Consider the following 25384-nt stretch of genomic DNA (forward strand, 5'->3'; position numbering starts at 1 on the left):
TTTCAGGTGGTGGACGCGCTGGATGAGGAGCTTTGACAAAACATACGGAGCACTGCATAGTTATACCCATCAGTGGTCGCACCGTGAGGAGAAACCCGTGACCGAGCGCGTCGTACTCGCCTACTCGGGAGGCCTGGACACGTCCGTGGCCATCGGCTGGATCGCCGAGGAGACGGGTGCGGAGGTCATCGCCGTCGCGGTGGACGTCGGCCAGGGCGGCGAGGACCTGGACGTCATCCGGAAGCGCGCCATCGCCTGCGGTGCCGTCGAGGCCGAGGTCGCCGACGCCAAGGACGAGTTCGCCGACGAGTACTGCCTCCCGGCGATCAAGGCCAACGCCCTCTACATGGACCGCTATCCGCTGGTGTCCGCGCTCTCGCGGCCCGCCATCGTCAAGCACCTCGTCGCCGCGGCCAACAAGCACGGCGCCACCACGGTCGCCCACGGCTGCACCGGTAAGGGCAACGACCAGGTGCGTTTCGAGGCAGGCATCACCGCGCTCGGGCCCGACCTGAAGTGCATCGCTCCGGTCCGCGACTACGCGATGACCCGGGACAAGGCCATCGCCTTCTGCGAGGCGAACAACCTGCCGATCGCGACGTCCAAGAAGTCCCCGTACTCCATCGACCAGAACGTCTTCGGACGGGCCGTCGAGACGGGGTTCCTGGAGGACATCTGGAACGCGCCGATCGAGGATGTGTACGAGTACACCGAGAACCCGGCCGCGCCGCGGGAGGCCGACGAGGTCGTCATCTCCTTCGAGTCAGGCGTCCCGGTCGCCATCGACGGCGAGCCGGTCACCGTTCTGCAGGCGATCCAGCAGCTCAACGAGCGGGCCGGCGCGCAGGGCATCGGCCGGATCGACATGGTCGAGGACCGTCTCGTCGGCATCAAGTCCCGGGAGATCTACGAGGCGCCCGGCGCCATCGCGCTGATCACCGCCCACCAGGAGCTGGAGAACGTCACCGTCGAGCGTGAACTCGCCCGCTACAAGCGGCAGGTCGAGCAGCGCTGGGGCGAGCTGGTCTACGACGGCCTGTGGTTCTCCCCGCTCAAGCGGGCCCTGGACGGCTTCATCAACGAGGCGAACCAGTACGTGACGGGCGACATCCGGATGACCCTGCACGGTGGCCGCGCCGTGGTCACCGGGCGGAGGTCCAGCGAGTCGCTGTACGACTTCAACCTGGCGACGTACGACTCGGGCGATACTTTCGACCAGTCCAAGGCGCAGGGCTTCATCGAGATCTTCGGCCTCTCCTCGAAGATCGCCGCCCGGCGCGACCTGCGGCCCTGAACCCGCAGATCCCGGCCCGCCGTAACGTACGACATCCCCTTGAGGAGCAACGCAGTGAGCAGCAACACCGGTGACGTCCGGCTCTGGGGCGCCCGTTTCGCCGACGGCCCCGCCGAGGCGCTGGCGAACCTGTCCGCATCGGTCCACTTCGACTGGCGACTCGCGCCGTACGACATCGCCGGTTCCCGCGCCCACGCACGTGCGCTGCACAAGGCGGGCCTGCTCACCACGGACGAACTGACCCGGATGCACGCGGGCCTCGACCGGCTCGAGTCGGACGTCGCCGACGGATCGTTCACCGGGACCATCGCCGACGAGGACGTGCACACCGCCCTGGAGCGCGGTCTGCTCGAGCGGCTCGGCCCCGACCTCGGCGGCAAACTGCGGGCCGGCCGGTCCCGCAACGACCAGATCGCCACGCTCTTCCGGATGTATCTGCGCGACCACGCCCGGATCATCGGTGGACTGATCGCCGACCTCCAGGACGCGCTGGTCGGCCTCGCCGAGGCGCACCCCGACGTCGCCATGCCCGGCCGCACGCACCTGCAGCACGCCCAGCCGGTGCTCTTCGCCCACCACGTGCTGGCCCACGCACAGGCCCTCTCCCGGGACGCCGAGCGGCTGCGGCAGTGGGACGAGCGGACCGCGGTGTCGCCCTACGGCTCGGGCGCGCTTGCCGGGTCGTCGCTGGGCCTGGACCCCGAGGCGGTGGCCCAGGACCTCGGCTTCGAACACGGCTCGTCGGGCAACTCCATGGACGGCACGGCATCCCGTGACTTCGTCGCCGAGTTCGCCTTCATCACGGCGATGATCGGCGTCAACCTCTCCAGGATCGCCGAGGAGATCATCATCTGGAACACGAAGGAGTTCTCCTTCGTGACCCTGCACGACGCCTTCTCGACCGGCTCGTCGATCATGCCGCAGAAGAAGAACCCGGACATCGCCGAGCTGGCGCGCGGCAAGTCGGGCCGGCTGATCGGCAATCTCACCGGGCTGATGGCCACGCTCAAGGCCCTGCCGCTCGCCTACAACCGCGATCTCCAGGAGGACAAGGAGCCGGTCTTCGACTCCTGCGACCAGCTGGAGGTTCTGCTGCCGGCCTTCACCGGGATGATGGCGACGCTGACCGTGCACCGGGACCGCCTCGAAGAACTGGCCCCGGCCGGCTTCTCCCTCGCGACCGACATCGCGGAGTGGCTGGTCAAGCAGGGCGTGCCGTTCCGGGTCGCGCACGAAGTGGCCGGCGAGTGCGTCAAGGAGTGCGAGCGGCACGACATCGAACTGGACCAGCTCACCGACGAACAGTTCGCGAAGATCTCCGAGCACCTCACTCCCGAGGTGCGCTCGGTGCTGAACGTCCCGGGCGCGCTGGCCGCCCGCAGCGGACGCGGCGGCACGGCCCCTTCTGCGGTCGCCGTACAGCTCATCGAGGTCAAGGCCAACCTGGTGATCCAGCATGCCTGGGCCACGGCGAAGAAGCGGTAGGCACTCCGCGGCGGCCTCACCCGGCGGCGTCCGGCACCTTTCCCCGGGGTGCCGGACGCCGCTGTCGGGGTTCGTGGGCAGATCCCTGTTCGTGGGTCGATCGGCGTTCGTGGGTAGATCGGCCTTCGTGGGTAGGGGTGAAAGGGACCGTAGTCACCGACCCGCGCAGGGAGCCACGCGATGCCCTTCGCCCGCCTCAAGGCAGCGACCACCCCCACGGCCCACATCGGACTCGGCCTGGCCGCCGTCGGCAGGCCCGGATACATCAACCTGGGCCGTGACCGGGACCTGCCCGCCGAACGTACCCCCGACGCTCTGCTGGCACGGACCCACGAACTGCTCGACGCCGCCTACGCGCAGGGCGTCCGCTACTTCGACGCCGCCCGCTCCTACGGCCGTGCCGAGGCATTTCTGGCCGACTGGCTGCGCGCCCGCCCGGCCGTCCAGGACGTGGTGATCGGTAGCAAATGGGGTTACACCTACACCGCCGACTGGCGTTCCGACGCGGACGCCCACGAGGTGAAGGACCACGGGGTGGCGAGCTTCGACCGCCAGCGCACCGAGACCGGGATGCTGCTGGGAGACCGGCTGGATCTGTACCAGATCCACTCCCTCACGCTCGACAGCCCGGCCCTGACCGACACCGAGCTGCACGCCCGGCTCGCCGCGCTGGCCGCCGAGGGTGTCACCATCGGCTTCTCCACCAGCGGGCCCGATCAGGCGGACACCATCCGGGCCGCCCTCGCTCTCCGGTTCGACGGCGAGCCGCTTTTCAGTACGGTCCAGGCCACCTACAACCTGCTGGACACGGCGGCCGGCGACGCCCTGGCCGAGGCGCACGACGCGGGCTTGACCGTGATCGTCAAGGAGGCCGTCGCCAACGGCCGGCTGGCCGGACCCGCGGCGCCCGCGCCACTGCGCGACATCGCCGAGGAGACCGGTGCGACTCCCGACGCGGTCGCCCTGGCGGCCGTGCTCTGCCGGCCCTGGGCCGGAGTGGTGCTGTCAGGAGCCGCGACGGCGGTTCAGCTGGCGGCCAATCTGCATGCCGCGGTGGTCGACCTCGACGAGGAGCAGCTGGGCAGACTGGGCGAACTGCGGGAGGAGCCCACCGCCTACTGGCAGCAGCGCGCCAAGCTGCCGTGGCACTGAGCGGTGGAGGGCCGGACCCGTGCGGCTGCTGCTGACCTCCGACACCCACGTCCCCAAGCGGGCGAGAGAGCTGCCCGCTCAGCTGCTGGCGGAGCTCGGCCGGGCCGATGCCGTAGTCCACGCGGGCGACTGGGTGGACCCGGCCACTCTGGACCTGTTCGAAGCGCACGCGCGACGGCTCATCGGTGTGTACGGCAACAATGACGGCGCGGAGCTGCGCACCCGGCTCCCCGAAGTGGCGCGGGTGGAGCTCGACGGTCTGCGGTTCGGTGTCGTGCACGAGACCGGAGCCGCGCAGGGCCGCGAGCGGCGGTGCGCCGAACGGTTCCCGGGCCTGGACGTCCTGGTGTTCGGACACAGCCACATCCCCTGGGACAGCACGGCGCCGGGTGGCCTGCGGCTGCTCAACCCCGGTTCGCCGACCGACAGACGACGCCAGCCGTACTGCACCTATATGACCGCTGAGGTGTCGGACAGCCGACTGGCCGAGGTCTGTCTGCACCGGCTGCCCCGACGACGCTGAGACCTGTCACCGATACTGAACGGGGGTAGTGAATGAGACGCTGATGTCTCATTCGAGGTATAGTCGTCTCATGACTGTCGACCGGGACCAGGTGCTGCGCACCGCCGCCGCGCTTCTCACCCGCAGGGCGACCGCCACGATGGACGAGGTCGCCAGAGCGGCAGGCATCGGCCGGGCCACCCTGCACCGCCACTTCGCGGGACGTGACGCACTGGTCAGGGCGTTGGAGGAGCTCGGGATCACGGAGTTCGAGGCGGCACTGGACGCCGCGCGGACCGACGAAGGTCCCGCTGTCGCCGCACTGCGGCGTTTCATCGCCGAGGTGGAGCCCGCGGCCGGACTGCTCGCCTTCCTCGTCACCGAGAACCAGCTCTTCGAGGGCGACGAGGTGAACGAGGGCTGGGCGAGGCTCGACGCCCGGGTTTCCGCGCTCTTCCGGCGCGGTCAGCAGGAGGGCGGCATCCGGATCGATCTCACCCCCGCCTGGCTGACCGAGGCCCTGTACGGGCTCATCGGCAGTTGTGCCTGGGCCATTCAGGACGGCCGGGTCGCGGCCAAGGACTTCTCGTACATGATCGCCGAGTTGCTGCTCGGCGGAGCACAGCGGAGCGTGGAGCAATGACCAGTACCGACCGCCGGGCCACGGACTCCGGGTCCACCGGCAGCGCCGGCCGCTGGCTCGCCCTGGCCGTGCTGGTACTCGCCGTACTGCTGGTCGCCGTCGACGCGACCGTGCTGGGGCTGGCGACGCCCTTCCTCAGCGAGGACCTCAAGCCGTCGGGCACCCAACTGCTGTGGATCGGCGACATCTACTCGTTCGTCATCGCGGGCCTGCTGGTCTCCATGGGCAGCCTCGGTGACCGTATCGGCCGCAAGAAGCTGCTGCTCACCGGTGCTCTCGCGTTCGGTGCGGTCTCCGCGCTCAACGCCTACGCGGTGAGCCCGGAAATGATGATCGTGGCGAGAGCGCTGCTCGGGGTCGCGGGTGCCACCCTGATGCCGTCCACCCTGGCGCTGATCCGCAACATCTTCCACGACCCCAGGGAACGCAGCCTGGCCGTCGGTGTCTGGGGCGCGGCCGCTTCGGCGGGTACCGCGGTCGGTCCGGTCGTCGGCGGCTTTCTGCTGGAGAACTTCTGGTGGGGCTCGGTCTTCCTGATCAACCTGCCGGTGATGGCGGTTCTCGTCGTGGTGGGGATCAAGCTCCTGCCCGAGTCGCGCGACCCCAGTCCCGGACCGTGGGACCTGATCAGCGTCGTCCTTTCGCTGATCGGCGTCATGGCGGTGGTCTACGCGGTGAAGGAAGCGGCAGTCGACGGCTTCCGCTGGGACATCCTGGCGGCCGCGCTGCTCGGTGTGCTGGCCCTGTTCTGGTTCGTCCGGCGTCAGCACACCCTGACGTCACCGCTGCTCGACATGCGGCTCTTCCACCACCGGGGGTTCTCCGGGGCGGTCCTCGCCGATCTGCTGACCATCCTCGGTCTCTCCGGGCTGGTCTTCTTCCTCTCGCAGTTCCTCCAACTGGTGCAGGGGCGTTCGCCGCTGGAGGCCGGCCTGATCGAACTGCCGGCGGCGGTCGGAGCGGTGGGCACCGGCCTGCTGGCCGGGCGCGTGGCCCGCCGAGCCTCGGTGCGGAGCGCGGTGGCCGGCGGCCTGGCGGCGGTGGGTCTGGCCCTGGCGGCCTGCGTGGCGATCAACGCCGCCACCGGCGTCGTGGCGCTGGGCCTCGCGCTCTTCGTCGGCGGCCTCGGCGCCGGCCTGGCCTTCACCGTGACCTCCGACGTCATCCTCTCCAGCGTCCCCAAGGAGCAGGCGGGCGCGGCCTCCGCTGTGTCGGAGACGGCGTACGAACTGGGTGCCGCCCTCGGAATCGCCCTGCTCGGCTCGGTACTCACCGGCATCTACCGCGGCTTCTCCGTCCCGCACGGCGTGCCGGCCGACGCCGCGGCCGCGGCGCACGAGTCGCTCGGCGGCGCGGTCGAAACGGCGAAGACGCTGCCGCACGAACAGGGCGCCGCCCTGCTCTCATCCGCTCAGGACGCCTTCACGCACGGCTTCGAGGCCGCGGCCGGTGTCGGTTCGGCCGTGCTGTTCGCCACCGCGGTGACCGCCTGGCACCTGTTGAAGGGCCAGAAACTCGACGTCTGACAGCCGCCGGGAGGTCAGGCCGCCTTGGCCTTCGTCGCATACATGTCGACGTACTCCTGGCCCGAGAGGCGCATGACCTCGGCCATCACGGAGTCGGTCACCGCGCGCAGCACATAGCGGTCGCGGCCCATCCCGTCGTAGCGGGAGAACTCCATCGGTTCGCCGAAGCGGACCGTGACCTTCCCGGGGCGCGGCAGGCCCGAGCCGCCGGGCTGGATCTTGTCCGTACCGATCATGGCGAACGGCACCACCGGCGCGCCCGTCATCAGGGTGAGCCGGGCGATGCCCGTCCGGCCGCGGTAGAGGCGGCCGTCGGGGGAGCGGGTGCCCTCCGGGTAGATCGAGAAGGCCTTCCCGTCCTCGAGCACCTGGCGGCCCGTCATCAGGGCTGCGACACCGCCGCGTCCGCCGTCACGGTCGACCGGGATCATGCCCACGCCGGTGAAGAACCAGGCCATCAGCCGACCCTTGATGCCCTTGCCCGTGACGTACTCGTCCTTGCCGATGAAGAAGACCTGACGGTCCAGACAGATCGGCATGATCATCGAGTCGATGAACGTCAGGTGGTTGCCCGCCAGGATGACCGGACCCGTGTCAGGGATGTTCTCGGCGCCCTCCACCTGCGGGCGGAACATCAGGCGCATGATCGGTCCGAGCACTGCCTTGATGAGCGCGAGTCGGGACAACGGTTCCTCCGGAGTCATGGCCGGTCGGCCGACACTAGGTATGTGCTGCGAGGTCTCTGCAGGTGAGGACGATACTCGCGGGTTGTGTCCGCGCGCACATCGGGTTCATCCACCCGATACACAGTGTTCTCGGTACACAGTGTTCTCGTGTTGCGTCCAGATCTACCACCGCGCAAGCCATAAATGCCTACCATCGGGCACTTCAGGCTCAGCAGGTGCGGGACATCACATGGAGGTGTGTTCATGCAGAGCACGGACAGGGGCCCCGGGCGGCGTACGGTTCTGGGCGCGGCGGTGCTGGGTACGGCCGCGCTCGGATTCTCCGGAACGGCGAGAGCCGACGAGCGCAGCGGAGGCCACGGCGCGTCCTACCGGAAACTGCCCGTCCCCACGATCATCGGACACCGCGGCACCGCCGGTTACCGGCCCGAGCACACCATCGGCTCCTACCAGCACGCCCTGGACCTCGGGGCGCACATCGTCGAGCAGGACGTGGTGCCCACCAGCGACGGGCACCTGATCTGCCGTCACGAGAACGACATCACGGCGACGACGGATGTCTCCGCGCACCCGGAGTTCGCGGACCGCAGGACCACCAAGACCGTCGACGGCGTCGCCATCACCGGGTGGTTCACCGAGGACTTCACGCTCGCCGAGATCAAGCGGCTGCGGGCCAAGGAGCGCATTCCGGGCACCCGCCAGCACAACACCCTTTATGACGGCCGCTGGTCCGTGCCCACCTTCGAAGAGGTGCTGCGCTGGGCCGAGAAGGAGAGCCGCAAACGCGGCAGGCCCGTCTGGCTCTACACCGAGACCAAGCACCCGACGTACTTCCGCAAGCTCGGCCTGGGTCTCGAGGAACCGCTGGTCGCCCTGTTGCGCAGGTACGGCCGCGATCACCGCGACTCCCCGCAGTTCCTGCAGTCCTTCGAACCCAGCTCCATCCAGCGGCTCTCCCGGCTCGTCACCACGCCCGGCGTAGTGCTGTTGTCCGGCCCCGACAGCAGGCCCTGGGACTTCGTCGAAGCGGGAGACCCGCGCACGGTCGCCGACCTGCAGGCCCCCGAAGGGCTCAGGTGGATCTCCTCCTACGCCCAGGGCATCGGCCCCACCCTCGACTCGATCATCCCGAAGGACGCCGCGGGCAGACTCACCGAACCGACCACGCTGGTACGGGACGCCCACGCGCAGGGGCTGGTGCTCCACCCGTACACGATGCGGAACGAGAACACCTTTCTGCCTGCGGACTTCCGGCGCGGTACGGATCCCAACGCCTACGGCGACGCCTTCGGCGCGTTCCGCACGTACTTCGACACCGGCATCGACGGGGTCTTCTCCGACAATGCGGACACCGCGTTGCTCGCGGCCGCCGACTTCAACAACCGCTGAGACGACGGTTCTTCTCGCCGATCGTTCCCGAGCGAGTTGTCCCCGTACGAGTGATATGCGGCCGCCGCGGCAACCATGCGTGGCGGCGGCCGCGTTACGACCGGCATGGACCTCGTCAACGAACTGAGCCCGCTGCTGGCCGCCGAGGCGGCCGCCGAAGCCTTCGCGGCCGGGGTGGATCCCGCCGATCTCGAACAGGCCGTCTGGGTCCGGTTGCTGGAACAGACCCCGGCCGAGCCGAGGCGCTGGGTGCGCGCGGCGGTCCGCGCCGAGGCGCGCCGCGCCCGGCGGCAGGCCCGGCGGGAACTGCCGTACGCGGTCGAGCCATCGGCCGGCCCCGACGTACGCCCGGAGCAGTTCCTGCTCACCGCGGAACGCCGCCGCGTGGTGCGGGCGGCCGTGCGCCGGACGCCGGGGCGCTGCCCCCAGGTGCTGACCGCGATGCTCTCGCCGGCCGACCCCACCTATCGCGAGATCGCCGGAGAGTTGGGTATGTCACAGGGCAGTTTGGGGCCGGTTCGTTCCCGTTGTCTGGGATGTCTGCGGCGAATGCTGACGTCGGAGGTTGCCGCGCCCGGCCGGTGGGGAAAGGAGCGTTAGACAACCGGTGGAACAGGTGAGCGGGAGGCATGCACACATGGGCATGAGCGTGACCATCTCAGCGGCAACCGCGCAGGATGCCGAGCAGATACTCAAGTTGCAGTACCTGTGCTACCAGAGCGAGGCCGAACTCTACGGCGACTACTCCATCGAACCGCTCACCCAGACCCTCGACGGCCTGAGGGCCGAAATGGCCGAGGGACACGCACTGGTGGCCCGGCTCGGCGACGAAGTGGTGGCCTCGGTGCGCGGGGGCGTCGACGCGTCGGGCACGGCACGGATCTCCAAGCTGATCGTGCACCCCCGGATGCAGCGGCACGGTCTCGGCGGTCGGCTGCTCACCGCCATAGAGGCGCGGTTCGCCTCCGAACCGGCCGCCAGGCGTTTCCAGCTTTTCACCGGCCATCGGAGCGAGGGCAACCTCCGGCTGTACCGCAGCCATGGGTACGTACCGGTGGCGACGGAAGAGGTCGGCTCCGCCCTCAAGATCGTGACCCTGGAGAAGGACGCCGCGGCCCAGGCGTACGTCAAGAGCGCCTAGGTCCTGTCCGGCGCCGTATTGCTCACGAGCGGGCTACATCCTCCCGGGCGCCGACGCTCCGCCCCCGGCCGCGCCGGCCCTGCGCAGCCAGAGCATGCCGAGCACCGGGAGGATGACCGGGATGAAGACGTAGCCCATCCCGTAGTCCGACCAGACCGTGGCGTCCGGGAAGGCGCCCGGATCGGCCAGCGTCCAGGTCCCCACGACGAGCACGAAGACCAGCTCGGCGGCGCAGCAGACCAGCGCCGCCCTGCGGGCCCGTTCGCCGCCGCGGACGAGCGAGTACGTGATGAAGCCGTAGACCACGGCCGCCACGGCCGACAGGCTGTAGGCGAGCGGCGCCTTCCCGAAGTCCATGATCATCTGAACGATCGAGCGAGACGCCGCCGCGACTGTGAACACCCCGTAGAACCAGACGAGAACCCGGCCCGGGCCGGTGCCCAGTTCATACCGGGGCTTCTCCTCAGCTGCGGTCATCGTCAGTTTCCCCAGATGTCGTAGAGCCGGACTTCCAGTACGGCCAGAACCACCGCGCCCGCGGCCACCGTGACCGAGCCCCATCGGGTCCGCTCGGTCAGCGAGAGGAACCCGGCCGCGGGCACAGCCGCGAAGGCACCGATCAGATAGGCGATGAAGATCGCCTTGCCCTGGTCCGGCTGCTCGCCCCGGGCGAGTTCCACCACACCGATCACCAGCTGTGCCAGTGCGAGCGCCGACACCACGGCCATGCCGATGAAGTGCCAGTCCTTGGTGGGCTGGTCACGGTAGGCGGCATAGCCGCACCAGGCGGCGAGGGCGAGCGCGGCCACCGCGACCGCGATCGTCAGGGCGTCAAGCATGGACTCGAGGGTATTACGGCCCGCAGGGCCCGCTGCGCGCGCCCCGGACCGCTGGGCCCGGCAGCCGTGGCCTTGGCCACAGCGCGGTGGTTGCCCGGCCGACTGCGCGCCGGGGTCGCGTCGACCTCTCGCACTACGTCGGCGCAGGTCGCGCCGGGTGGACCCGCGATCGGGGCAGGGGTCTCGCCCCCGTCCAAGCATGTCCGCTATACGGACATCGGTGATCGGCGGCCGCACCGGTCTGCTTTACTTGCCGCATGACCACGACGAGCAGCCGCATCCCTGCGACCGAGGCGATCCGCCCGCCCGGTGCCCGTTGTATGTGTCGAATGCGCACTTTCTGAGGGCCCCCGCCCCGAGTCCCGCGCCCCGAAGCGGGACCGAGAGCCGAGCCGCTGCGCGTCCGTACATCCCACCGGTACGACCAGCGAGTTCGCCCCGCGCACGACTGCCTTCCGGTCTTCACCGGTAGGGCCGTGCCGCGCTTCCAGACGAATGCCCCGTGCCCGGCGGACATTGCGCCGTGCACTCGACAGTGACGGAAATTCTGTGATCACCACCACCGGGCTGACGAAGGTCTATGCCTCGCGAGGCCGTGAGGTCACCGCCCTGGACGGCGTCGATCTGCATGTCCGTGAGGGCGAGGTGTTCGGCGTCGTCGGCCAGAGCGGCGCCGGAAAGTCCTCCCTCATCCGCTGCGTCAACCTCCTCGAGCGGCCCACCTCGGGCACCGTGAGCGTCGACGGCGTCGACCTCACCGCACTGGCCGGACACGGCAGGCGAGCCGGACAGCAGCTGCGCGCGGCGCGCAGCCGGATCGGCATGGTCTTCCAGCACTTCAACCTGCTGTCCTCGCGCACCGTGCAGCACAACGTGGAGCTGCCCCTGGAGATCCTCGGGATCTCCGGCCGTGAGCGTGCCCGCAAGGCGCTGGAGCTGCTGGACCTCGTCGGCCTCGCCGACAAGGCGAAGTCCTATCCCGCACAGCTGTCCGGCGGTCAGAAGCAGCGGGTCGGTATCGCGCGGGCCCTGGCCGGCGACCCGAAGGTACTGCTCTCCGACGAGGCGACCTCCGCTCTCGACCCCGAGACCACCCGCTCGATCCTCCACCTGCTGCGCGACCTCAACCGGCAACTGGGGCTCACCGTGCTCCTCATCACCCACGAGATGGAGGTCGTCAAGACCGTCTGCGACTCCGCCGCACTCATGAAGCGCGGCAGGATCGTCGAGTCGGGAACCGTCGGCGAACTCCTCGCGACACCGGGCTCCGAACTCGCCCACGAGCTCTTCCCGGTGGGAGGCGCCCCGTCCGGACCCGACCGCACGGTCATCGACGTCACCTTCCACGGGGAGAGCGCCGCCCGGCCGGTGATCTCGCAACTCTCACGCACCTACAACATCGACATCTCGATCTTGGGCGCCGCGATGGACACCATCGGAGGCAATCAGGTCGGCCGGATGCGTATCGAACTCCCCGGTCCCTTCGAGGAGAACGTCGTGCCCATCGGGTTCCTGCGGGAACAGGGCCTCCAGGTCGAAGTGGCCGGTACGGAAACCGGCGCGGCCGCGCTGGTCGAGGAGGGTGTCAAGTGAGCTGGTCGGAAATGCAGCCCCTGTTGTCCCAGGGAACCATCGACACCCTCTACATGGTGCTGTGGTCGACGGTGGTCACGGTGGCGGTCGGACTGCCGCTCGGCGTGCTCCTGGTACTCACCGACTCGGGCGGCTTGCTGCAGAACCGCCCGGTCAACAAGGTCGTCGGCGTCGTGGTGAACATCGGGCGCTCGCTGCCCTTCATCATTCTGCTGATCGCGCTGATCCCCTTCACCACCTTCGTGGTCGGCACCTTCATCGGCCCGACCGCGATGATCGTGCCGCTGGCCATCGGCGCAATACCGTTCTTCGCCCGGCTGGTCGAGACGGCCGTCCGGGAGGTCGACCACGGCCTGGTCGAGGCCGTCCAATCGATGGGCGGCAGCGTGCCCACCATCGTCCGCAAGGTACTGCTGCCGCAGGCGCTGCCCTCGCTGATCTCCGGGATCACCACCACCGTCATCGTGCTGATCGGCTACTCCGCGATGGCCGGTGCCGTCGGCGGCGAAGGGCTCGGTTCCAAGGCGATCACCTACGGATACCAGCGCTTCGAAAACGACTTCATGATCGCGACGGTGATCGTCCTGGTGGTGATCGTCACGGTGATCCAGCTGATCGGCGACGGCGCGGTACGGCTCCTGGAGCGCCGGGGGCGCACGTCCTCGTAGAGCCCCTCACTCCCCACGAACTTTCTTCTCCACAGAGCCCGCACTCCTTGTCCGGGCGTCATCCCGCACCACTGGAAAGAGGCACTTTTCGTGCGTAACTCAGTCAAGATATCCGCGGCCGCGGCTGCCACCGCTGCGCTGGCCCTCGGCCTCACCGCCTGCGGCACGTCCTCCGACCCGTCGAGCAAGCCGGAGGGCGCCAAGGCCGACACCAGCAAGCCGCTGGTCGTCGCCGCCTCGCCGGTCCCGCACGCCGACATCCTCAACTACGTCAAGACCCATTTGGCGGCGAAGGCCGGTCTCAAGCTCCAGGTCAAGGAGTTCACCGACTATGTCCTGCCGAACACGGCCACCGAGAGCGGCCAGGTCGACGCCAACTTCTTCCAGCACAAGCCGTATCTCGACGACTTCAACAAGAAGAACCACACCGATCTGGTGCCGGTCGTCAGCGTGCATTTGGAGCCGCTCGGCCTGTACTCCAAGAAGGACAAGGACCTCAAGTCCATCAGAGCCGGCCAGACGATCGCCGTCCCCAACGACACGACCAACGAGGGCCGAGCCCTCAAGCTGCTCGCCGACAACGGCCTGATCACCCTCAAGCCGGGCGTCGGCCAGGCCGCGACGCCCTCCGACATCAAGGACAGCAAGGGCCTCAAGTTCAAGGAGCTCGAGGCCGCCACGCTGCCCCGCGCACTGAACGACGTCGACGCCGCGGTCATCAACGGCAACTACGCCATCGACGCGAAGCTCAAGCCGGCCAAGGACGCCCTGGTGCTCGAGAAGGCCGCGGGCAACCCGTACGCCAACCTGCTGGTGGTCAAGAAGGGCAGCGAGCAGGACCCGCGGGTCCAGAAACTCGCGAAGCTGCTCAACTCCCCGCAGCTGAAGAAGTACATCGAGGACAAGTACCAGGGTGCGATCATCCCCGCCTTCGGCACCGTCAAGTCCTGACTGCCCAGCGGCCCCTAGGGCGCAGGCCCCGCGTACCCTCACGTGGTACGCGGGGCCTCCCCGCGCGCACCCGGCCACGCGGAGCACGGTCCCCATGCTGCATGCTGTGGTTTCTTACCCGGTCCCCGGCCATGGAGCAGCGCATGACGACCACCCTCCCGGACATCTCCATCAGTACGGACCGGCTGGTGCTGCGCCCGTTCGAGGAGGCGGACATCCCGCCGCTGACCGACATGATGAACGACGAGATGGTCACCGCCTGGACCGCGGCACCGCATCCGTACCGGCCCATCGACGGCGAGCGCTGGGTCCGCAGGATCGCTCCTGCCGAGCGCACGGCAGGTCGTGGCATCGTGCTCGCCGTCACCGAGTTCCTCACCCAGCGACTGGTCGGCACCATCCACCTGCGCGCCACCAACTGGCGCACCCTGGCCACCGAGGTCCGCTACATCACCGCGCCCTGGGCGCGCGGTGAGGGATATGCCACCGAGTCGGTCCTTGCCATCGCGCAGTGGCTCTTCCGCGACCAGAAGTTCGAGCGCATCGAGCTGCGCACCCCGGCCGACAACACCGCCGCGCAGCAGGTCGCCCAGAAAATCGGCTGCATCAGCGAAGGCGTGCTGCGCAATGCCTGGATAGCCCGCACCCAGGTCGAGGGCGGCGGCTGGACCGACATCCGCACCGACCTCATCGTGTGGAGCCTGCTGCCCGAGGACCTGGACGGGGTCGCCGACCAGCTGGCCGAGGCGAACGGGTACGGAAACTTCAGCGACTGGAACTGACCTCCTCGTCCGCGCGAAGCCGCAGCGGGTACGCTCACGGTGCGCTGTCCCCACTTCCCACCTGCAACAACTCCAGGAGACTGACGACGATGGCCGACCGGGTCACGGTGATCGGCTGGGACGGTTCCCCCCTGACCCCGGCAGCCAGCTCCGCGCTCGCCGCCGCCACCCTGGTGGCCGGGGCCGGCCACCACCTCGCGCTCCCCGAAGTGCCCCCGGGCGCCGAGCGGATCCGCCTGGGCAGCGTGAGTCTGGCCGCCCGCCGGATCGCCGGCCACCGCGGCAGCGCGGTGGTCCTCGCCGATGGGGATCCCGGCTTCCACGGAGTGGTGCGCACGCTGCGCGCTCCCGAGTACGGCCTGGAGGTCGAGGTGGTCCCCGCCGTTTCCTCGGTCGCTGCCGCCTTCGCCCGGGCCGGGATGCCATGGGACGACGCGGAGGTCGTCGTCGCACACCCGCGTACGCTCCGGCGTGCCGTCAACGTCTGCCGGGCGCACCCCAAGGTCGCCGTCCTCACCTCCCCGGGGGCCGGGCCCGCCGAACTCGCCCTGCTGCTCGAAGGGGTCCACCGGACCTTCGTCATCTGCGAGGAACTCGGCACCGCACGGGAGGCGGTCACCGTACTCACTTCGGACAAGGCCGCCGACCACACCTGGCGCGATCCCAATGTGGTCATCGTCATCGGCGGCAGCAGCGCCCCGGACACCGCGGCCGTACGGGGCTGGGCGCTGCCGGCCGCCGAGTACGGGGAGGGCCTGGGCGAGGGCGAGCACGCCACCCTGCGCGCCGCCCAGTTGGGCCGCCTCGGCCCCCGCACCGGCGACCTGGTCTGGGACATCGGCTGCGGCAGCGGAGCGCTGGCCACCGAGGCGGCACGGTTCGGCGCCGCGGTCATCGCGGTCGACGCCGATCCCGCGGCATGCCGCCGTACCGACGCCGTCGCGCGTCGCTTCGGCCTGCAGCTGCAGATCATCCACGGGCGGGCGCCTCATGTGCTCGAGCGGCTGCCGGAACCCGATGTCGTACGGATCGGGGGCGGGGGAGTGGCAGTTGTCACGGCCTGCGCCGACCGCAGACCCGAACGCATCGTGACCCACGCCGGAACCCGGGACGAGGCCGAGGCGCTGGGCGCGGCCCTGGCGGAGGGCGGCTACGTCGTCGAATGCGCCCTGCTGCAGTCCGTTGCCCTGGACACCGCGTCCTGGGCGGAGCGGGAGCGCTCCGTGGTCTTCCTGGTGTCGGGCAGGCGTCCGGAAAGTGGCCCCTGACCCTGCCCAGGAATGGCGCGGGGTAGGCTGGCCGACTGTTGTACCGCAGCTGGGGGTTCGGCGCTTCGTTCGCCAATGTCCGGAAAAAGGGACCGTTTTGGGCCCGGTGTGGTACGGCGGCACCGGGGGACGCGCAACGTGGCGCAGCCCACAGCGAACCGCAGCGGAAACCTCTGTCGGCGCCGAACGGCCGTGACAATACTGAGTTCCCGCAGGCCTTTCGTACCGAGCGGAGCGCCCGCTCGTTGTTCTCAGTACGGGCGTCCCGGTAAAGGGCTGAAGGAGCACTATGGATGGGCGAGGGGTACGCATGACCGACACCGGCCAGGTCCCGGCCGAGGGACCGCCGGAGAACGCAGGCATGGTGGAGCAGCCGGGCATCCCCGCCCCCGGTGCGTACACCTACCTCGACCCCTCCGAAAATCCTGCCGAGGACGACGATCTGCTGTTGATGCCAGGTGCCCAGGGCGCCTGGAGCGAGCCGCAGTCCCCGTTCGAGCCGCAGTTGCAGTTCGAGCCGCAGAGCCCGCTGGAGCCGCAGAGCCCGCTGGGAGCGCAGGCCCGGCTCGATCCGCGAACCGCTGAGGCCGCCGCGCCGGCGCCGGAACCCGACGCACACGAGACCGGCGGGCGCGACACCGGCGCGGTGGATTTCGGGGCGGTACGGACCCCCGCTCAGGCACCGTCCGCCGCTGCCCCCCCGCCGCGCAGGCCCCTGCACATGGGCCCGCAGGTCCCCGACTCCACCGGCGGAGTGGTGCGTTCGCTGGCCGATCGCGGCCCCACCGCGGCGCCCGCCCGGCCGGTTCCGGTACGGGACAACGGGCCGCAGACCATGGGCCCCGAGTATCTGGACTTCACTCGCGAAGACGCGGCAGCGCTGCCCGGGCCGCAACTCGGTGAGATCCCTCCGCAGGCAGCCATGGAATGGAACCCGCTGCCGCAGCCCAGTGCGGCCGGCCAGGTGGAGGCGGCCGCCGTGCCCCGCCCGGCCGAGTCCGCGGAGCCGGTCGTTGCCGAGCCGGCCGTCGCCCCGACCGGGGCGGAGCCGCCGGTCGCCGCGGCACACCTCGCCGCAACGCACGCCCCTGCGGAAGCCGCACCCGCCGCGCCTGCCGTCTCCGCCGGAGCCGCGCCCACCGCTGCCGGACCGGACTCGACGGGTGGCTTCGTCCCGGTCGAGGGTTCGCTGCCGTCCGCCCCCCACCTGGCCCCGACGCCGGTGGCTGTGATGACTGCCCCCGCCGAGGCCGTTCCCGTGCCCGAGCCCATCGGTTCCGCCGATGCGGCGCCCGCCCCGGCGGAGCCGCAGCCGGCTGAACCGGAATCGTCCGTAGGCTCCCTCGCGGAGCCGACGGACGCACCGGTCGAGGAGCCGGCAACACCGGCGTCCGCGGTGGCCCCGCCCGCCGAGCCGGAGCCCGAGACCGCGTCCGGACCGGCTGAGACGGACGCCACGGCCACCGATGCCGCGGCAGCGGCCCAAGCGGCGCCGGAAGCCGAGTCGTCGGCCGCTCCGCCCGCGCCGGAATCCGCCCCCGAGCCGAGCGCGGCGGCTCCGGCGGCGCCTGTCGAGCCCCCGGCGCCCGAGACCGTACCGGTGCCCGACGTCGTACCCATACAGAGCGGGGAGCAGCAATCCGGGCCGGCAGCGGTCGCGGTGCCCGCCCCCCGTCACGGTGGGCCGTCGGCAGAGCCGCAGGCCGTCGAGGAGCCGGAAGGTCCCTCCGAGGCCCCCGAATCGCCCCTCCAGGAGCAGGAACCACAGCTCGCGACGCTGCCGGACCCGTCCGCGTCCGTCGCCGAGACCGCCGCCGCGCCGGAATGCTCCGCGGCCCCGGAGCCAGTTCCCGCGCCGGAACCCGTCACCGCCTCGCAGCCTGCCGCCGCGCAGCCTGCCGGGCCCGCCGATCAGGAAGCCGCCGCGCCCGCACCGGCCGCCGCGCCCGGATACGAGGACGCCGAGCGCGAAGCCGTCCTGCGCGTCATGCGCGAACGCCGCGACATCCGCAACGGCTTCCGCAGCGACCCCATCCCGCACGAGGTACTGCTGCGGGTCCTCGAGGCCGCGCACACCGCGCCGAGCGTCGGCCACTCCCAGCCCTGGGACTTCGTCGTCATCCGCTCGGCCGAAACCCGCCGCTCCATGCACGAACTGGCGCAGCGCCAGCGCGAGACCTACCTCAAGTCGCTCCCCAAGGCCCGCGCCAAGCAGTTCAAGGAACTGAAGATCGAGGCCATCCTCGACACCCCGGTCAACATCGTCGTCACCGCCGACCCCACCCGTGGCGGCCGGCACACCCTGGGCCGTCACACCCAGCCGCAGATGGCCCCGTACTCCTCGGCTCTCGCTGTCGAGAACCTCTGGCTGGCCGCCCGCGCCGAGGGACTCGGTGTCGGCTGGGTCAGTTTCTTCGACGAGCGCGAGATGGTCCGTGCGCTCGGGCTGCCCGAGCACCTGGAAGTCGTCGCCTATCTCTGCGTGGGATACGTCGACGAATTCCCCGAGGAGCCCGAACTGATGCAGGCGGGCTGGTCCAAGCGCCGCCCGCTGTCCTGGGTGGTGCACGAGGAGACGTACGGCCGCCGCGCGCTGCCCGGCGAGGAGCCGCACGACCTGCTCCGGGAGACCATCACCAACATCCGGCCGCTGGACGCCAAGGCGCTCGGCGAGGCGTGGGAGCGCCAGAAGCGGATGACCAAGCCCGCCGGTGCGCTGGGCATGCTGGAGATCATCTCCGCGCAGCTCAGCGGTCTGTCCCGGATGTGCCCGCCGCCGGTCCCGGAGCCCGCCGCCGTCGCGATCTTCGCCGGTGACCACGGGGTGCACGCGCAGGGCGTCACGGCGTGGCCGCAGGAAGTGACTTCCCAGATGGTCGCCAACTTCCTCGGCGGCGGAGCGGTCTGCAACGCCTTCGCCAACCAGGTCGGGGCCGAGGTCTGCGTCGTCGACGTGGGCGTGGCCGGTGAACTCCCCGCCACCCCCGGACTGCTGCCCCGCAAGGTCCGCGCCGGTACCGCCGACTTCACGACCGGGCCCGCGCTCAGCCGCGATGAGGTGCTGGCCGCGATCGAGGTCGGTATCGAGACCGCCCGCGATCTGGTCGCGGCCGGCAACAAGGGACTGCTCACCGGTGAGATGGGCATCGCCAACACCACCGTGTCGGCCGCTCTGATCTGCGTCTACACCGGTCTGGATCCGGCGGAGGTCACCGGCCGGGGCACCGGAATCAACGACGAGATGCACGCCCGCAAGGTCGATGTCGTGCGCCGCGGCCTGGAATTCCACCACCCGGACCCGACCGACCCGATCGGGGTGCTCGCGGCAGTGGGCGGCCTCGAACACGCCGCGCTGGTCGGGTTCCTGCTCGGCGGCGCCTCACTCCGTACGCCGGTGATCCTCGACGGCGTGAGCGCCGGAGCCGCGGCGCTGGTCGCCCGGGCGATCGCCCCCGAGGCACTGGCCGCGTGCATCGCGGGCCACCGCAGTGCGGAGCCCGGTCATGTGGCCGCGCTCAACAAGCTGGGGCTGCGCCCGCTGGTCGACCTCGACCTCCGGCTGGGCGAAGGCACCGGCGCGTTGCTCGCCCTGCCGGTGGTGCAGAGCGCGGCCAGGGCCATGCACGAAGTGGCCACCTTCGACTCGGCCGGCGTAACCGAGAAGTAGCGGTCGGTCCAGCGGGCCGAGGGCCGGGAACGCCGATTCCCGGTGCCCTCGGCCGCCCGCCGCGCAGCGCGGGAACGTAAAGTGTCCCCAGGGCTGTCAGACCCCGCCCCACCAGCCGCTTCACCGTCGCAGCGGCCCCCACCGCACCCCTCCCCGCCGCGAGGAGCCAGCCACCCCATGGCCGAGCACGTCGAGTACCCCGCCTACCCCGTAGGCCTCCGCCTCTCCGGCCGGCGCGTCGTCGTCATCGGTGGGGGACAGGTCGCGCAGCGCCGGCTGCCCACGCTCATAGCGGCCGGCGGCGACATCGTTCTGGTGTCGCCTTCGGCCACTCCCTCCGTGGAAGCCATGGCCGAGGCGGGCGAGATCCGGTGGGAGCGGCGCGCCTACGCGGACGGCGACCTCGCCGACGCCTGGTACGTGCTGATCGCGACCGGTGACACCGAGGCGAACGAGCGGGCGTCCGCCGAGGCCGAGCGGAACCGGGTCTGGTGCGTACGCAGCGACGACGCCGAGGCCGCCACCGCATGGACGCCGGCCACCGGCCGCAGCGAGGGCGTGACCGTGGCCGTCCTCACCGGCCACGACCCGCGCCGCTCGGCCGCCGTGCGGGACGCGATCGTGGAGGGCCTGCACGACGGCACGCTCGCCGCCCCGCATCACCGCACCCGTACCGACACCGCGAGCGTCGCCCTGGTGGGCGGCGGACCCGGCGACCCGGACCTGATCACGGTGCGCGGCCGCCGGCTGCTGGCCGAGGCCGATGTCGTCATCGCCGACCGGCTCGGTCCGCGCGACCTGCTCGCCGAGTTGCCTCCGCATGTCGAGGTGATCGACGCGGCGAAGATCCCGTACGGGCGCTTCATGCCCCAGGAAGCCATCAACAACGCGCTGATCGAGCACGCCAGGGCGGGCAGGACCGTCGTACGGCTCAAGGGCGGCGATCCTTATGTCTTCGGCCGGGGCATGGAGGAGGCCGAGGCCCTCGCCGAGGCCGGCATCCCGTACACCGTGGTGCCCGGCATCTCCAGTTCCATCAGCGTCCCCGGCGCCGCCGGGATTCCGGTCACCCATCGCGGGGTGGCCCACGAGTTCACCGTGGTCAGCGGGCATGTCGCCCCCGACGACGAGCGTTCGCTGGTTGACTGGCCGGCCCTCGCCACGCTCCGCGGCACCCTGGTCGTCCTGATGGGCGTGGACAAGATCGCAGCCATCGCCAGTGCTCTGATCGAGCACGGAAAGCCCCCGGAGACTCCGGTGGCCCTCGTCCAGGAGGGCACCACGGCGGCTCAGCGGCGGGTCGACGCCACGCTGGCGACCGTGGGCGAAACGGCCAGGTCAGCGGGTGTGCGTCCGCCCGCGGTCATCGTGATCGGCGCCGTCGTCGGCGTGGGACCTTCGCGCCGCCTTCCGTAGCAGGGCCGAAGCACCCCCAGCCGTCTCGGTGCTCAGCCGTTGGCACCTCACCCAGGACAAGGCAGTATCACCCTGTGGCAGATCTCATCCCCGTCGACGACCCCGAAGACCCCCGCCTGCGCGACTACACGGGCCTGACCGACGTTGAACTCCGGCGCAAGCGGGAGCCCGCCGAGGGACTGTTCATCGCCGAGGGCGAGAAGGTCATCCGGCGAGCCCGGCAGGCCGGCTACGAAATGCGCTCGATGCTGCTGTCGGCCAAATGGGTCGACGTGATGCGCGATGTCATCGACGAGGCCCCGGCCCCCGTGTACGCGGTGACCCCGGCGCTCGCCGAGCGGGTGACCGGTTACCACGTGCACCGCGGCGCCCTCGCCTCGATGCAGCGCAAACCGCTGCCGAGCTCGTCCGAGCTGCTGGGGGCGAGTGCGACTCGGCGAGTCGCCGTGTTCGAGGACATCGTCGATCACGCCAACCTGGGGGCTGCCTTCAGGAACGCCGCTGCCCTCGGCGTCGACGCGGTCCTCCTCACCCCGCGCTGTGCCGATCCTCTTTACCGCAGGTCCGTGAAGGTCTCGATGGGGGCCGTCCTGCAAGTGCCGTGGGCTCGCTTGGAGTCCTGGCCGAACGACGTCGAGGTCCTGCGCTCCGCGGGCTTCACGGTCGCCGCACTCTGCCTGAGCGACCGAGCGATCACACTCGATGAACTCGTCGCGCGGAAGGACGAGAAACTCGCCCTGGTCTTCGGCACGGAAGGCGCCGGGTTGGCCCCCGGGACCCTCGCCGTGGTCGACGAGCACGTCCGTATCCCGATGGATGCCGGTGTCGACTCCCTCAACGTGGCAGCCGCCTCGGCGGTGGCCTTCTACGCCACCCGGCCGCGCGTCGCCTGATCCCGCCCATCGGCGGCCCCGGGCCAGACGCGCTCTCGGCCGGACCACACTGCCCCCGCGTCCGCGAAACCGCAGTATGCGCCGCGCTGCTGGACCCCTCCGGCGGAGGTTCCCTCACGCCGGCGCCCACGGTGCCGTATACGGTCGGCCGCCACGGGCCGCCCGCCGGACTGACCGGAGGGCGGTGCTCAGAGCTGCTGCGCCGCCGCGATGCCCACCAGCACGATCAGCGTCACCACGACGAACACGATCAGCCGCTGCCGCAGCATCCGCGGGCTGGGCCCCCGTCGCCGTCCCGACGCGGCCGGACGGGTGCCGGGACGCGTGCCCGGACGGCCGTTCGTCCGACCCGTGGAGCGGTTCGTGCCGCGCGGCGCAGGCGGGCGGGCGCCGCTGCGCGGCGACGCCGGACGGGCGGCCTGCGGCCGTGGGGTCGGCGCGCCTTCCGCGCGCCGCTGGGTGTACTGCTCGGTCTGCGACGGGGCGAGCCGACCCGTCGGCCGGTCCGCCTCCGCGGCGCGGCGCTGCCCGGGCGGCCTGCCCTCCGAGATCCCCTGCGCCTCGCGGGCCGCGATCTCCTTGAGCCGCATGGACAGTTGCAGCGTGCTGGGCCGGTCGTCCGGGTCCTTGGCGAGGCACGCCCTGACCAGCGGGGCGAGTGCGTCGTGCACCTCGTACAGATGAGGCTCCTCGTGCACGACGCGGTAGAGCATCACCTCGGAACTGCCGTGCCCGAAGGGCGAGTCGGCAGTCGCCGCGTAAGCCAGGGTGGCACCCAGCGCGAAGACGTCCGTGGCGGGCGTCACGATGGCGCCCCGCACCTGCTCGGGCGCGAGGAACCCGGGTGAGCCGACCGCCGTACCGACGTGGGTGAGGGTGCTGGCGCCGGTCGCCCAGGCGATGCCGAAGTCGATGATTCTGGGGCCCTTGGGCGAGAGCAGGATGTTCGACGGCTTGAGGTCCCGGTGCACGACTCCGGCCTCATGCACCGCCACCAGGCCCTCGGAGAGCGCCGCGCCGATGGAGGCCACCTCGGCCGCCGACAACGGCCCCTCGTCTGCCACCTTGTCGTGCAGCGAAGGCCCGGGCACGTACTGCGTCGCGAACCACGGGCGGTCGGCTTCGAGATCCGCCGCGACCAGTCGTGCCGTGCAGCCGCCCCTGATCCGCCGGGCGGCGGACACCTCGCGGGCGAAACGCGAGCGGAACTCCTGGTCCTCCGCCAGGTCCGGCCGGATCACCTTGAGCGCCACCCGCTGCCCGCGCCGGTCGGAGCCGAGGTACACCACCCCCATACCGCCCGCGCCCAGCCGTCGGTGAAGCCTGAACGAGCCGACGACACGCGGATCCTCGCGCCGGAGCCGCATCATCGCCATGTCCATCCCCGCTGCCCGGTCCGTCTGACGAGGCACAGCTTACGTACCCTCGGCCCGGCGTGCTCATAGGCCGCGCCCTCGCGGCCCGATGGATTGTCGGCGCCGCGGACCGGAACTGAACAGCGGTCAGAGCAGCGCGGTGCCAGGGCTGCTGCTCCCAGCGGGATGTCAAGGGTCCGGCCCGGAAAGGACATTGGACCGATGAGGGGTCACCGGACGGCGGCCGCAGTGCCCGCCGCAGACGCCCCTTCCAGCCGGGAAACAGAGGCCGTGCGGGTGGGCCGTGGGAGCGGAAGCACGGCCCGCGCAGGGGGCCGGGAAGTGAGCGAAGTCACCATTTCGCCGGCCCCGGAGGGAAAGCGACGGGCAGCAGGACGGGTGTCCCTTCCGGGAAGACCCCAAGACCCGGACACGGGTCTCCACCCAGGGGAGTAGATCTGCAGGCGACGGCTCATCCTCCGGGAGGCCCGGCAATCAGTACGCGGGCATGACGACCGGTGCTGCGAGCGCGCCTAGATTTGAGGTCGAGCGGCGGGTGCAGCACTCGTCCCCCGAGGTCGACATCCGCCGCTCGCCAACTCGACAGACCAACTCGACAGGCCAACTCGACAGGAGAGGGACCATGGCGGCTACGGCATCGCGGACGGTGATCCGCACGCAGGGGCGTAAGGCATTCGCCGCGTTCGGCGTTCGCCGGCCCGGTACCCGCCACCCGCTGGTGGCGACCGCCATGGTCCTCCCCGTCGCGGCTCTGCTCATGGTCGCCTTCGGCGGCTGGCAGGCAGTGGTCACACAGGCGTCGTCCGTGGGCGTGATGCTGGGGCGCTGAGCGGCGCCCCGGGCCCGGGAGAGCGGTCCGGGCCAGGGACATCCGGCCAACAGCCCCGTGGGGACGGGGGTGCGGCGGACGGCAGCGTTTGTCCGGTCAGCTGGGGAGCTGACCGGACATCGCGCTGTTCGGGGCCGTCACGCGGTGCGGTCGGGGGATTCCACGTAGGCTCCCCCCAGCCAACCGATGCGGGAAGCTCCACACGGGGAAGTACCGCGCAGAGCGCTCCGCGGGTCATACTCCCGCGAGTCAAGCGCACCGGACCCCCGGAGGAGACCGTGGCCGATTCCGCTCTCGTCCGTACCCTGACCGCCGCCGCCGAGCGCGCCGCGCACCCACCGGGGTGCCTGCCAGGTCGTCCCCCGGGACACTCGCCCTGCTCCGGCTGCGGGGCAGGCCCCGCCGTCCTCGCGGACCGCCCGGACGGCGCAGTGGTGCGGCACGGCAACGCCGTGGCGAAAGCGCATGCACCTGACGCGGAACCCGCCGCCCTCGCGGTGCGGGTGGCCGTCGCCGCGCATCACGCCCTCGCCGGCATCCTGCTGCCCCCGCTGGCGTGCCCCACCCCGGGCGGCTCCCGGCCGGTGACCGCCTGGCCGTACGGCACGCCCGTCGATCCGGCCGCGCCCGATGCCGCGCCCTGGGAAGAGGCGGCCGTGCTGCTCGCCCGGCTGCACACGGTGGCGCCCGGCGCGCTGCCGGGCCCGCTGCCGCCGATGCGTGGCCCCGCGAAGGCGGCCCGCGCCCTGGCCCGGATGCGAGCGGCGCTGCCCGCCCCGAACACGGCCGAACCGGTACTGGCCGCCTGGCGGAACCTTCCCGGCTGGGCCCGCGACGAGAGCCCCGTACCGCTGTCCCGGTCCGGCCGGCTCTGCCATGGTGATCTGCACCTGGGCCAGCTCGTCAGACACCCGGCACCGGACGGTCCCTGGCTACTGATCGACATCGACGACCTCGGGGTCGGTGACCCGGCCTGGGACCTGGCCCGCCCCGCCGCCTGGTACGCGGCGGGTCTGCTCTCCCCGGACGTCTGGACCCGGTTCCTGGCCGCCTACCGAGGGGCCGGCGGCCCTGCGGTACGCCCCACCGGCGATCCCTGGCCCGAACTCGACGTCCCGGCGCGGGCGCTGACCGTGCAGACCGCCGCCCTGGCCCTGGCCAAGTCCGCCGCAGCCGACCGGCCACTCGACGACGCCGAGCAGATCATGCTGGACTCGTGTTCCCGAATCGCCGCACTCCCGGCCGAGTTGGCGTGCGAGCCGTCATCGTAGGGTGAACACGTCC

23 protein-coding genes are annotated in these 25384 nt (G+C 71.0%); 19 read left to right on the plus strand and 4 right to left on the minus strand.

All coding sequences use genetic code 11. The features are described 5' to 3' along the window. The first annotated feature begins 97 nt into the window (after positions 1-97). From AB0436_RS24950 to AB0436_RS24975, 6 genes are all read left to right on the plus strand, one after another. Positions 98-1294 carry an argininosuccinate synthase gene (locus AB0436_RS24950; RefSeq protein WP_366470163.1) on the plus strand — a complete coding sequence of 399 codons (1197 nt, stop codon included), beginning with the start codon at positions 98-100 and terminating at the stop codon, positions 1292-1294. Positions 1295-1348: 54 nt separating this feature from the next. Then, positions 1349-2779, plus strand: a complete 1431-nt coding sequence (gene argH / locus AB0436_RS24955; RefSeq protein ID WP_366470164.1) for an argininosuccinate lyase — start codon at positions 1349-1351, stop codon at positions 2777-2779. Between the two features lie 180 nt (positions 2780-2959). Further along, positions 2960-3931 carry an aldo/keto reductase gene (locus tag AB0436_RS24960; protein ID WP_366470165.1) on the plus strand — a complete coding sequence of 324 codons (972 nt, stop codon included), beginning with the start codon at positions 2960-2962 and terminating at the stop codon, positions 3929-3931. 19 nt (positions 3932-3950) lie between these two features. Beyond that, positions 3951-4454: a metallophosphoesterase gene (locus AB0436_RS24965; protein WP_366470166.1), complete on the plus strand. Its 504-nt coding sequence runs from the start codon at positions 3951-3953 to the stop codon at positions 4452-4454. A gap of 70 nt (positions 4455-4524) precedes the next feature. After that, positions 4525-5076, plus strand: coding sequence for a helix-turn-helix domain-containing protein (locus AB0436_RS24970; RefSeq protein WP_366470167.1), 552 nt, complete (start codon positions 4525-4527; stop codon positions 5074-5076). After that, on the plus strand, positions 5073-6602 hold the full coding sequence (locus AB0436_RS24975; RefSeq protein ID WP_366470168.1) for an MFS transporter: 1530 nt from the start codon (positions 5073-5075) through the stop codon (positions 6600-6602). The genes AB0436_RS24970 and AB0436_RS24975 overlap by 4 nt, the downstream gene beginning before the upstream one ends. 14 nt (positions 6603-6616) lie before the next feature. Here AB0436_RS24975 and AB0436_RS24980 read toward each other — a convergent pair whose 3' ends face one another. Then, positions 6617-7288 carry a lysophospholipid acyltransferase family protein gene (locus tag AB0436_RS24980; protein ID WP_366470305.1) on the minus strand — a complete coding sequence of 224 codons (672 nt, stop codon included), beginning with the start codon at positions 7286-7288 and terminating at the stop codon, positions 6617-6619. 243 nt (positions 7289-7531) lie between these two features. On the opposite strand from AB0436_RS24980, the gene AB0436_RS24985 reads away from it, so the two are divergent. The 3 genes from AB0436_RS24985 to AB0436_RS24995 all read left to right on the plus strand — a co-directional run bounded on the left by AB0436_RS24985 (position 7532) and on the right by AB0436_RS24995 (position 9818). Beyond that, on the plus strand, positions 7532-8677 hold the full coding sequence (locus tag AB0436_RS24985; protein ID WP_366470169.1) for a glycerophosphodiester phosphodiesterase: 1146 nt from the start codon (positions 7532-7534) through the stop codon (positions 8675-8677). 105 nt (positions 8678-8782) lie between these two features. Continuing rightward, entirely contained in the window at positions 8783-9277 is a 495-nt protein-coding gene (locus AB0436_RS24990) for a sigma-70 family RNA polymerase sigma factor (RefSeq protein ID WP_366470170.1), read from the plus strand. 37 nt (positions 9278-9314) lie between these two features. Next, positions 9315-9818, plus strand: coding sequence for a GNAT family N-acetyltransferase (locus AB0436_RS24995; protein ID WP_366470171.1), 504 nt, complete (start codon positions 9315-9317; stop codon positions 9816-9818). A gap of 33 nt (positions 9819-9851) precedes the next feature. Here the strand turns inward: AB0436_RS24995 and AB0436_RS25000 are convergent, their stop codons facing one another. Next, positions 9852-10295 (minus strand): hypothetical protein, encoded by a 444-nt coding sequence (locus AB0436_RS25000; RefSeq protein WP_366470172.1) that lies wholly within the window; start codon positions 10293-10295, stop codon positions 9852-9854. Between the two features lie 2 nt (positions 10296-10297). Beyond that, complete coding sequence (locus AB0436_RS25005) at positions 10298-10657, minus strand: hypothetical protein (RefSeq protein ID WP_366470173.1); 360 nt, start codon at positions 10655-10657, stop codon at positions 10298-10300. A 549-nt stretch (positions 10658-11206) separates the two neighbouring features. Between AB0436_RS25005 and AB0436_RS25010 the strand changes: the two genes are divergently transcribed. From AB0436_RS25010 to AB0436_RS25045, 8 genes are all read left to right on the plus strand, one after another. Further along, positions 11207-12250 carry an ATP-binding cassette domain-containing protein gene (locus tag AB0436_RS25010; RefSeq protein ID WP_366470174.1) on the plus strand — a complete coding sequence of 348 codons (1044 nt, stop codon included), beginning with the start codon at positions 11207-11209 and terminating at the stop codon, positions 12248-12250. After that, entirely contained in the window at positions 12247-12918 is a 672-nt protein-coding gene (locus AB0436_RS25015; RefSeq protein ID WP_366470175.1) for a methionine ABC transporter permease, read from the plus strand. Before AB0436_RS25010 ends, AB0436_RS25015 begins: the two co-directional genes overlap by 4 nt. Before the next feature lie 90 nt (positions 12919-13008). Next, positions 13009-13869 carry a MetQ/NlpA family ABC transporter substrate-binding protein gene (locus tag AB0436_RS25020; protein ID WP_366470176.1) on the plus strand — a complete coding sequence of 287 codons (861 nt, stop codon included), beginning with the start codon at positions 13009-13011 and terminating at the stop codon, positions 13867-13869. Between the two features lie 143 nt (positions 13870-14012). Then, entirely contained in the window at positions 14013-14651 is a 639-nt protein-coding gene (locus tag AB0436_RS25025; RefSeq protein WP_366470177.1) for a GNAT family N-acetyltransferase, read from the plus strand. An 89-nt stretch (positions 14652-14740) separates the two neighbouring features. Then, positions 14741-15919: a precorrin-6y C5,15-methyltransferase (decarboxylating) subunit CbiE gene (cbiE, locus tag AB0436_RS25030; protein WP_366470178.1), complete on the plus strand. Its 1179-nt coding sequence runs from the start codon at positions 14741-14743 to the stop codon at positions 15917-15919. Positions 15920-16229: 310 nt separating this feature from the next. Next, positions 16230-19586 (plus strand): nicotinate-nucleotide--dimethylbenzimidazole phosphoribosyltransferase, encoded by a 3357-nt coding sequence (cobT, locus tag AB0436_RS25035; protein ID WP_366470179.1) that lies wholly within the window; start codon positions 16230-16232, stop codon positions 19584-19586. A 177-nt stretch (positions 19587-19763) separates the two neighbouring features. Then, positions 19764-21002 carry a uroporphyrinogen-III C-methyltransferase gene (gene cobA / locus AB0436_RS25040; RefSeq protein WP_366470180.1) on the plus strand — a complete coding sequence of 413 codons (1239 nt, stop codon included), beginning with the start codon at positions 19764-19766 and terminating at the stop codon, positions 21000-21002. Between the two features lie 74 nt (positions 21003-21076). Further along, complete coding sequence (locus AB0436_RS25045) at positions 21077-21895, plus strand: RNA methyltransferase (RefSeq protein WP_366470181.1); 819 nt, start codon at positions 21077-21079, stop codon at positions 21893-21895. 188 nt (positions 21896-22083) lie between these two features. On the opposite strand, the gene AB0436_RS25050 is transcribed toward AB0436_RS25045, so the two are convergent. Beyond that, positions 22084-23271 carry a protein kinase gene (locus tag AB0436_RS25050; protein ID WP_366470306.1) on the minus strand — a complete coding sequence of 396 codons (1188 nt, stop codon included), beginning with the start codon at positions 23269-23271 and terminating at the stop codon, positions 22084-22086. Between the two features lie 622 nt (positions 23272-23893). Here AB0436_RS25050 and AB0436_RS25055 point away from each other — a divergent pair. Beyond that, positions 23894-24100: a hypothetical protein gene (locus tag AB0436_RS25055; RefSeq protein ID WP_366470182.1), complete on the plus strand. Its 207-nt coding sequence runs from the start codon at positions 23894-23896 to the stop codon at positions 24098-24100. 347 nt (positions 24101-24447) lie between these two features. After that, complete coding sequence (locus AB0436_RS25060) at positions 24448-25371, plus strand: aminoglycoside phosphotransferase family protein (protein WP_366470307.1); 924 nt, start codon at positions 24448-24450, stop codon at positions 25369-25371. Positions 25372-25384 lie beyond the last annotated feature (13 nt).

The organism is Streptomyces sp. NPDC051322, assembly GCF_040689485.1.
Classification (GTDB): domain Bacteria; phylum Actinomycetota; class Actinomycetes; order Streptomycetales; family Streptomycetaceae; genus Streptomyces.

Coding starts and splice junctions, on each gene's coding strand:
- AB0436_RS24990 (WP_366470170.1), top strand. CDS start 8,783: ATGGACCTCGTCAACGAACTGAGCCCGCTGCTGGCCGCCGAGGCGGCC.
- cobA (WP_366470180.1), top strand. CDS start 19,764: ATGGCCGAGCACGTCGAGTACCCCGCCTACCCCGTAGGCCTCCGCCTC.
- AB0436_RS25025 (WP_366470177.1), top strand. CDS start 14,013: ATGACGACCACCCTCCCGGACATCTCCATCAGTACGGACCGGCTGGTG.
- AB0436_RS24975 (WP_366470168.1), top strand. CDS start 5,073: ATGACCAGTACCGACCGCCGGGCCACGGACTCCGGGTCCACCGGCAGC.
- AB0436_RS24960 (WP_366470165.1), top strand. CDS start 2,960: ATGCCCTTCGCCCGCCTCAAGGCAGCGACCACCCCCACGGCCCACATC.
- AB0436_RS24995 (WP_366470171.1), top strand. CDS start 9,315: ATGGGCATGAGCGTGACCATCTCAGCGGCAACCGCGCAGGATGCCGAG.
- AB0436_RS25000 (WP_366470172.1), bottom strand. CDS start 10,295: ATGACCGCAGCTGAGGAGAAGCCCCGGTATGAACTGGGCACCGGCCCG.
- AB0436_RS25005 (WP_366470173.1), bottom strand. CDS start 10,657: ATGCTTGACGCCCTGACGATCGCGGTCGCGGTGGCCGCGCTCGCCCTC.
- AB0436_RS24970 (WP_366470167.1), top strand. CDS start 4,525: ATGACTGTCGACCGGGACCAGGTGCTGCGCACCGCCGCCGCGCTTCTC.
- cbiE (WP_366470178.1), top strand. CDS start 14,741: ATGGCCGACCGGGTCACGGTGATCGGCTGGGACGGTTCCCCCCTGACC.
- AB0436_RS25055 (WP_366470182.1), top strand. CDS start 23,894: ATGGCGGCTACGGCATCGCGGACGGTGATCCGCACGCAGGGGCGTAAG.
- AB0436_RS24985 (WP_366470169.1), top strand. CDS start 7,532: ATGCAGAGCACGGACAGGGGCCCCGGGCGGCGTACGGTTCTGGGCGCG.
- AB0436_RS25050 (WP_366470306.1), bottom strand. CDS start 23,271: ATGGCGATGATGCGGCTCCGGCGCGAGGATCCGCGTGTCGTCGGCTCG.
- cobT (WP_366470179.1), top strand. CDS start 16,230: ATGACCGACACCGGCCAGGTCCCGGCCGAGGGACCGCCGGAGAACGCA.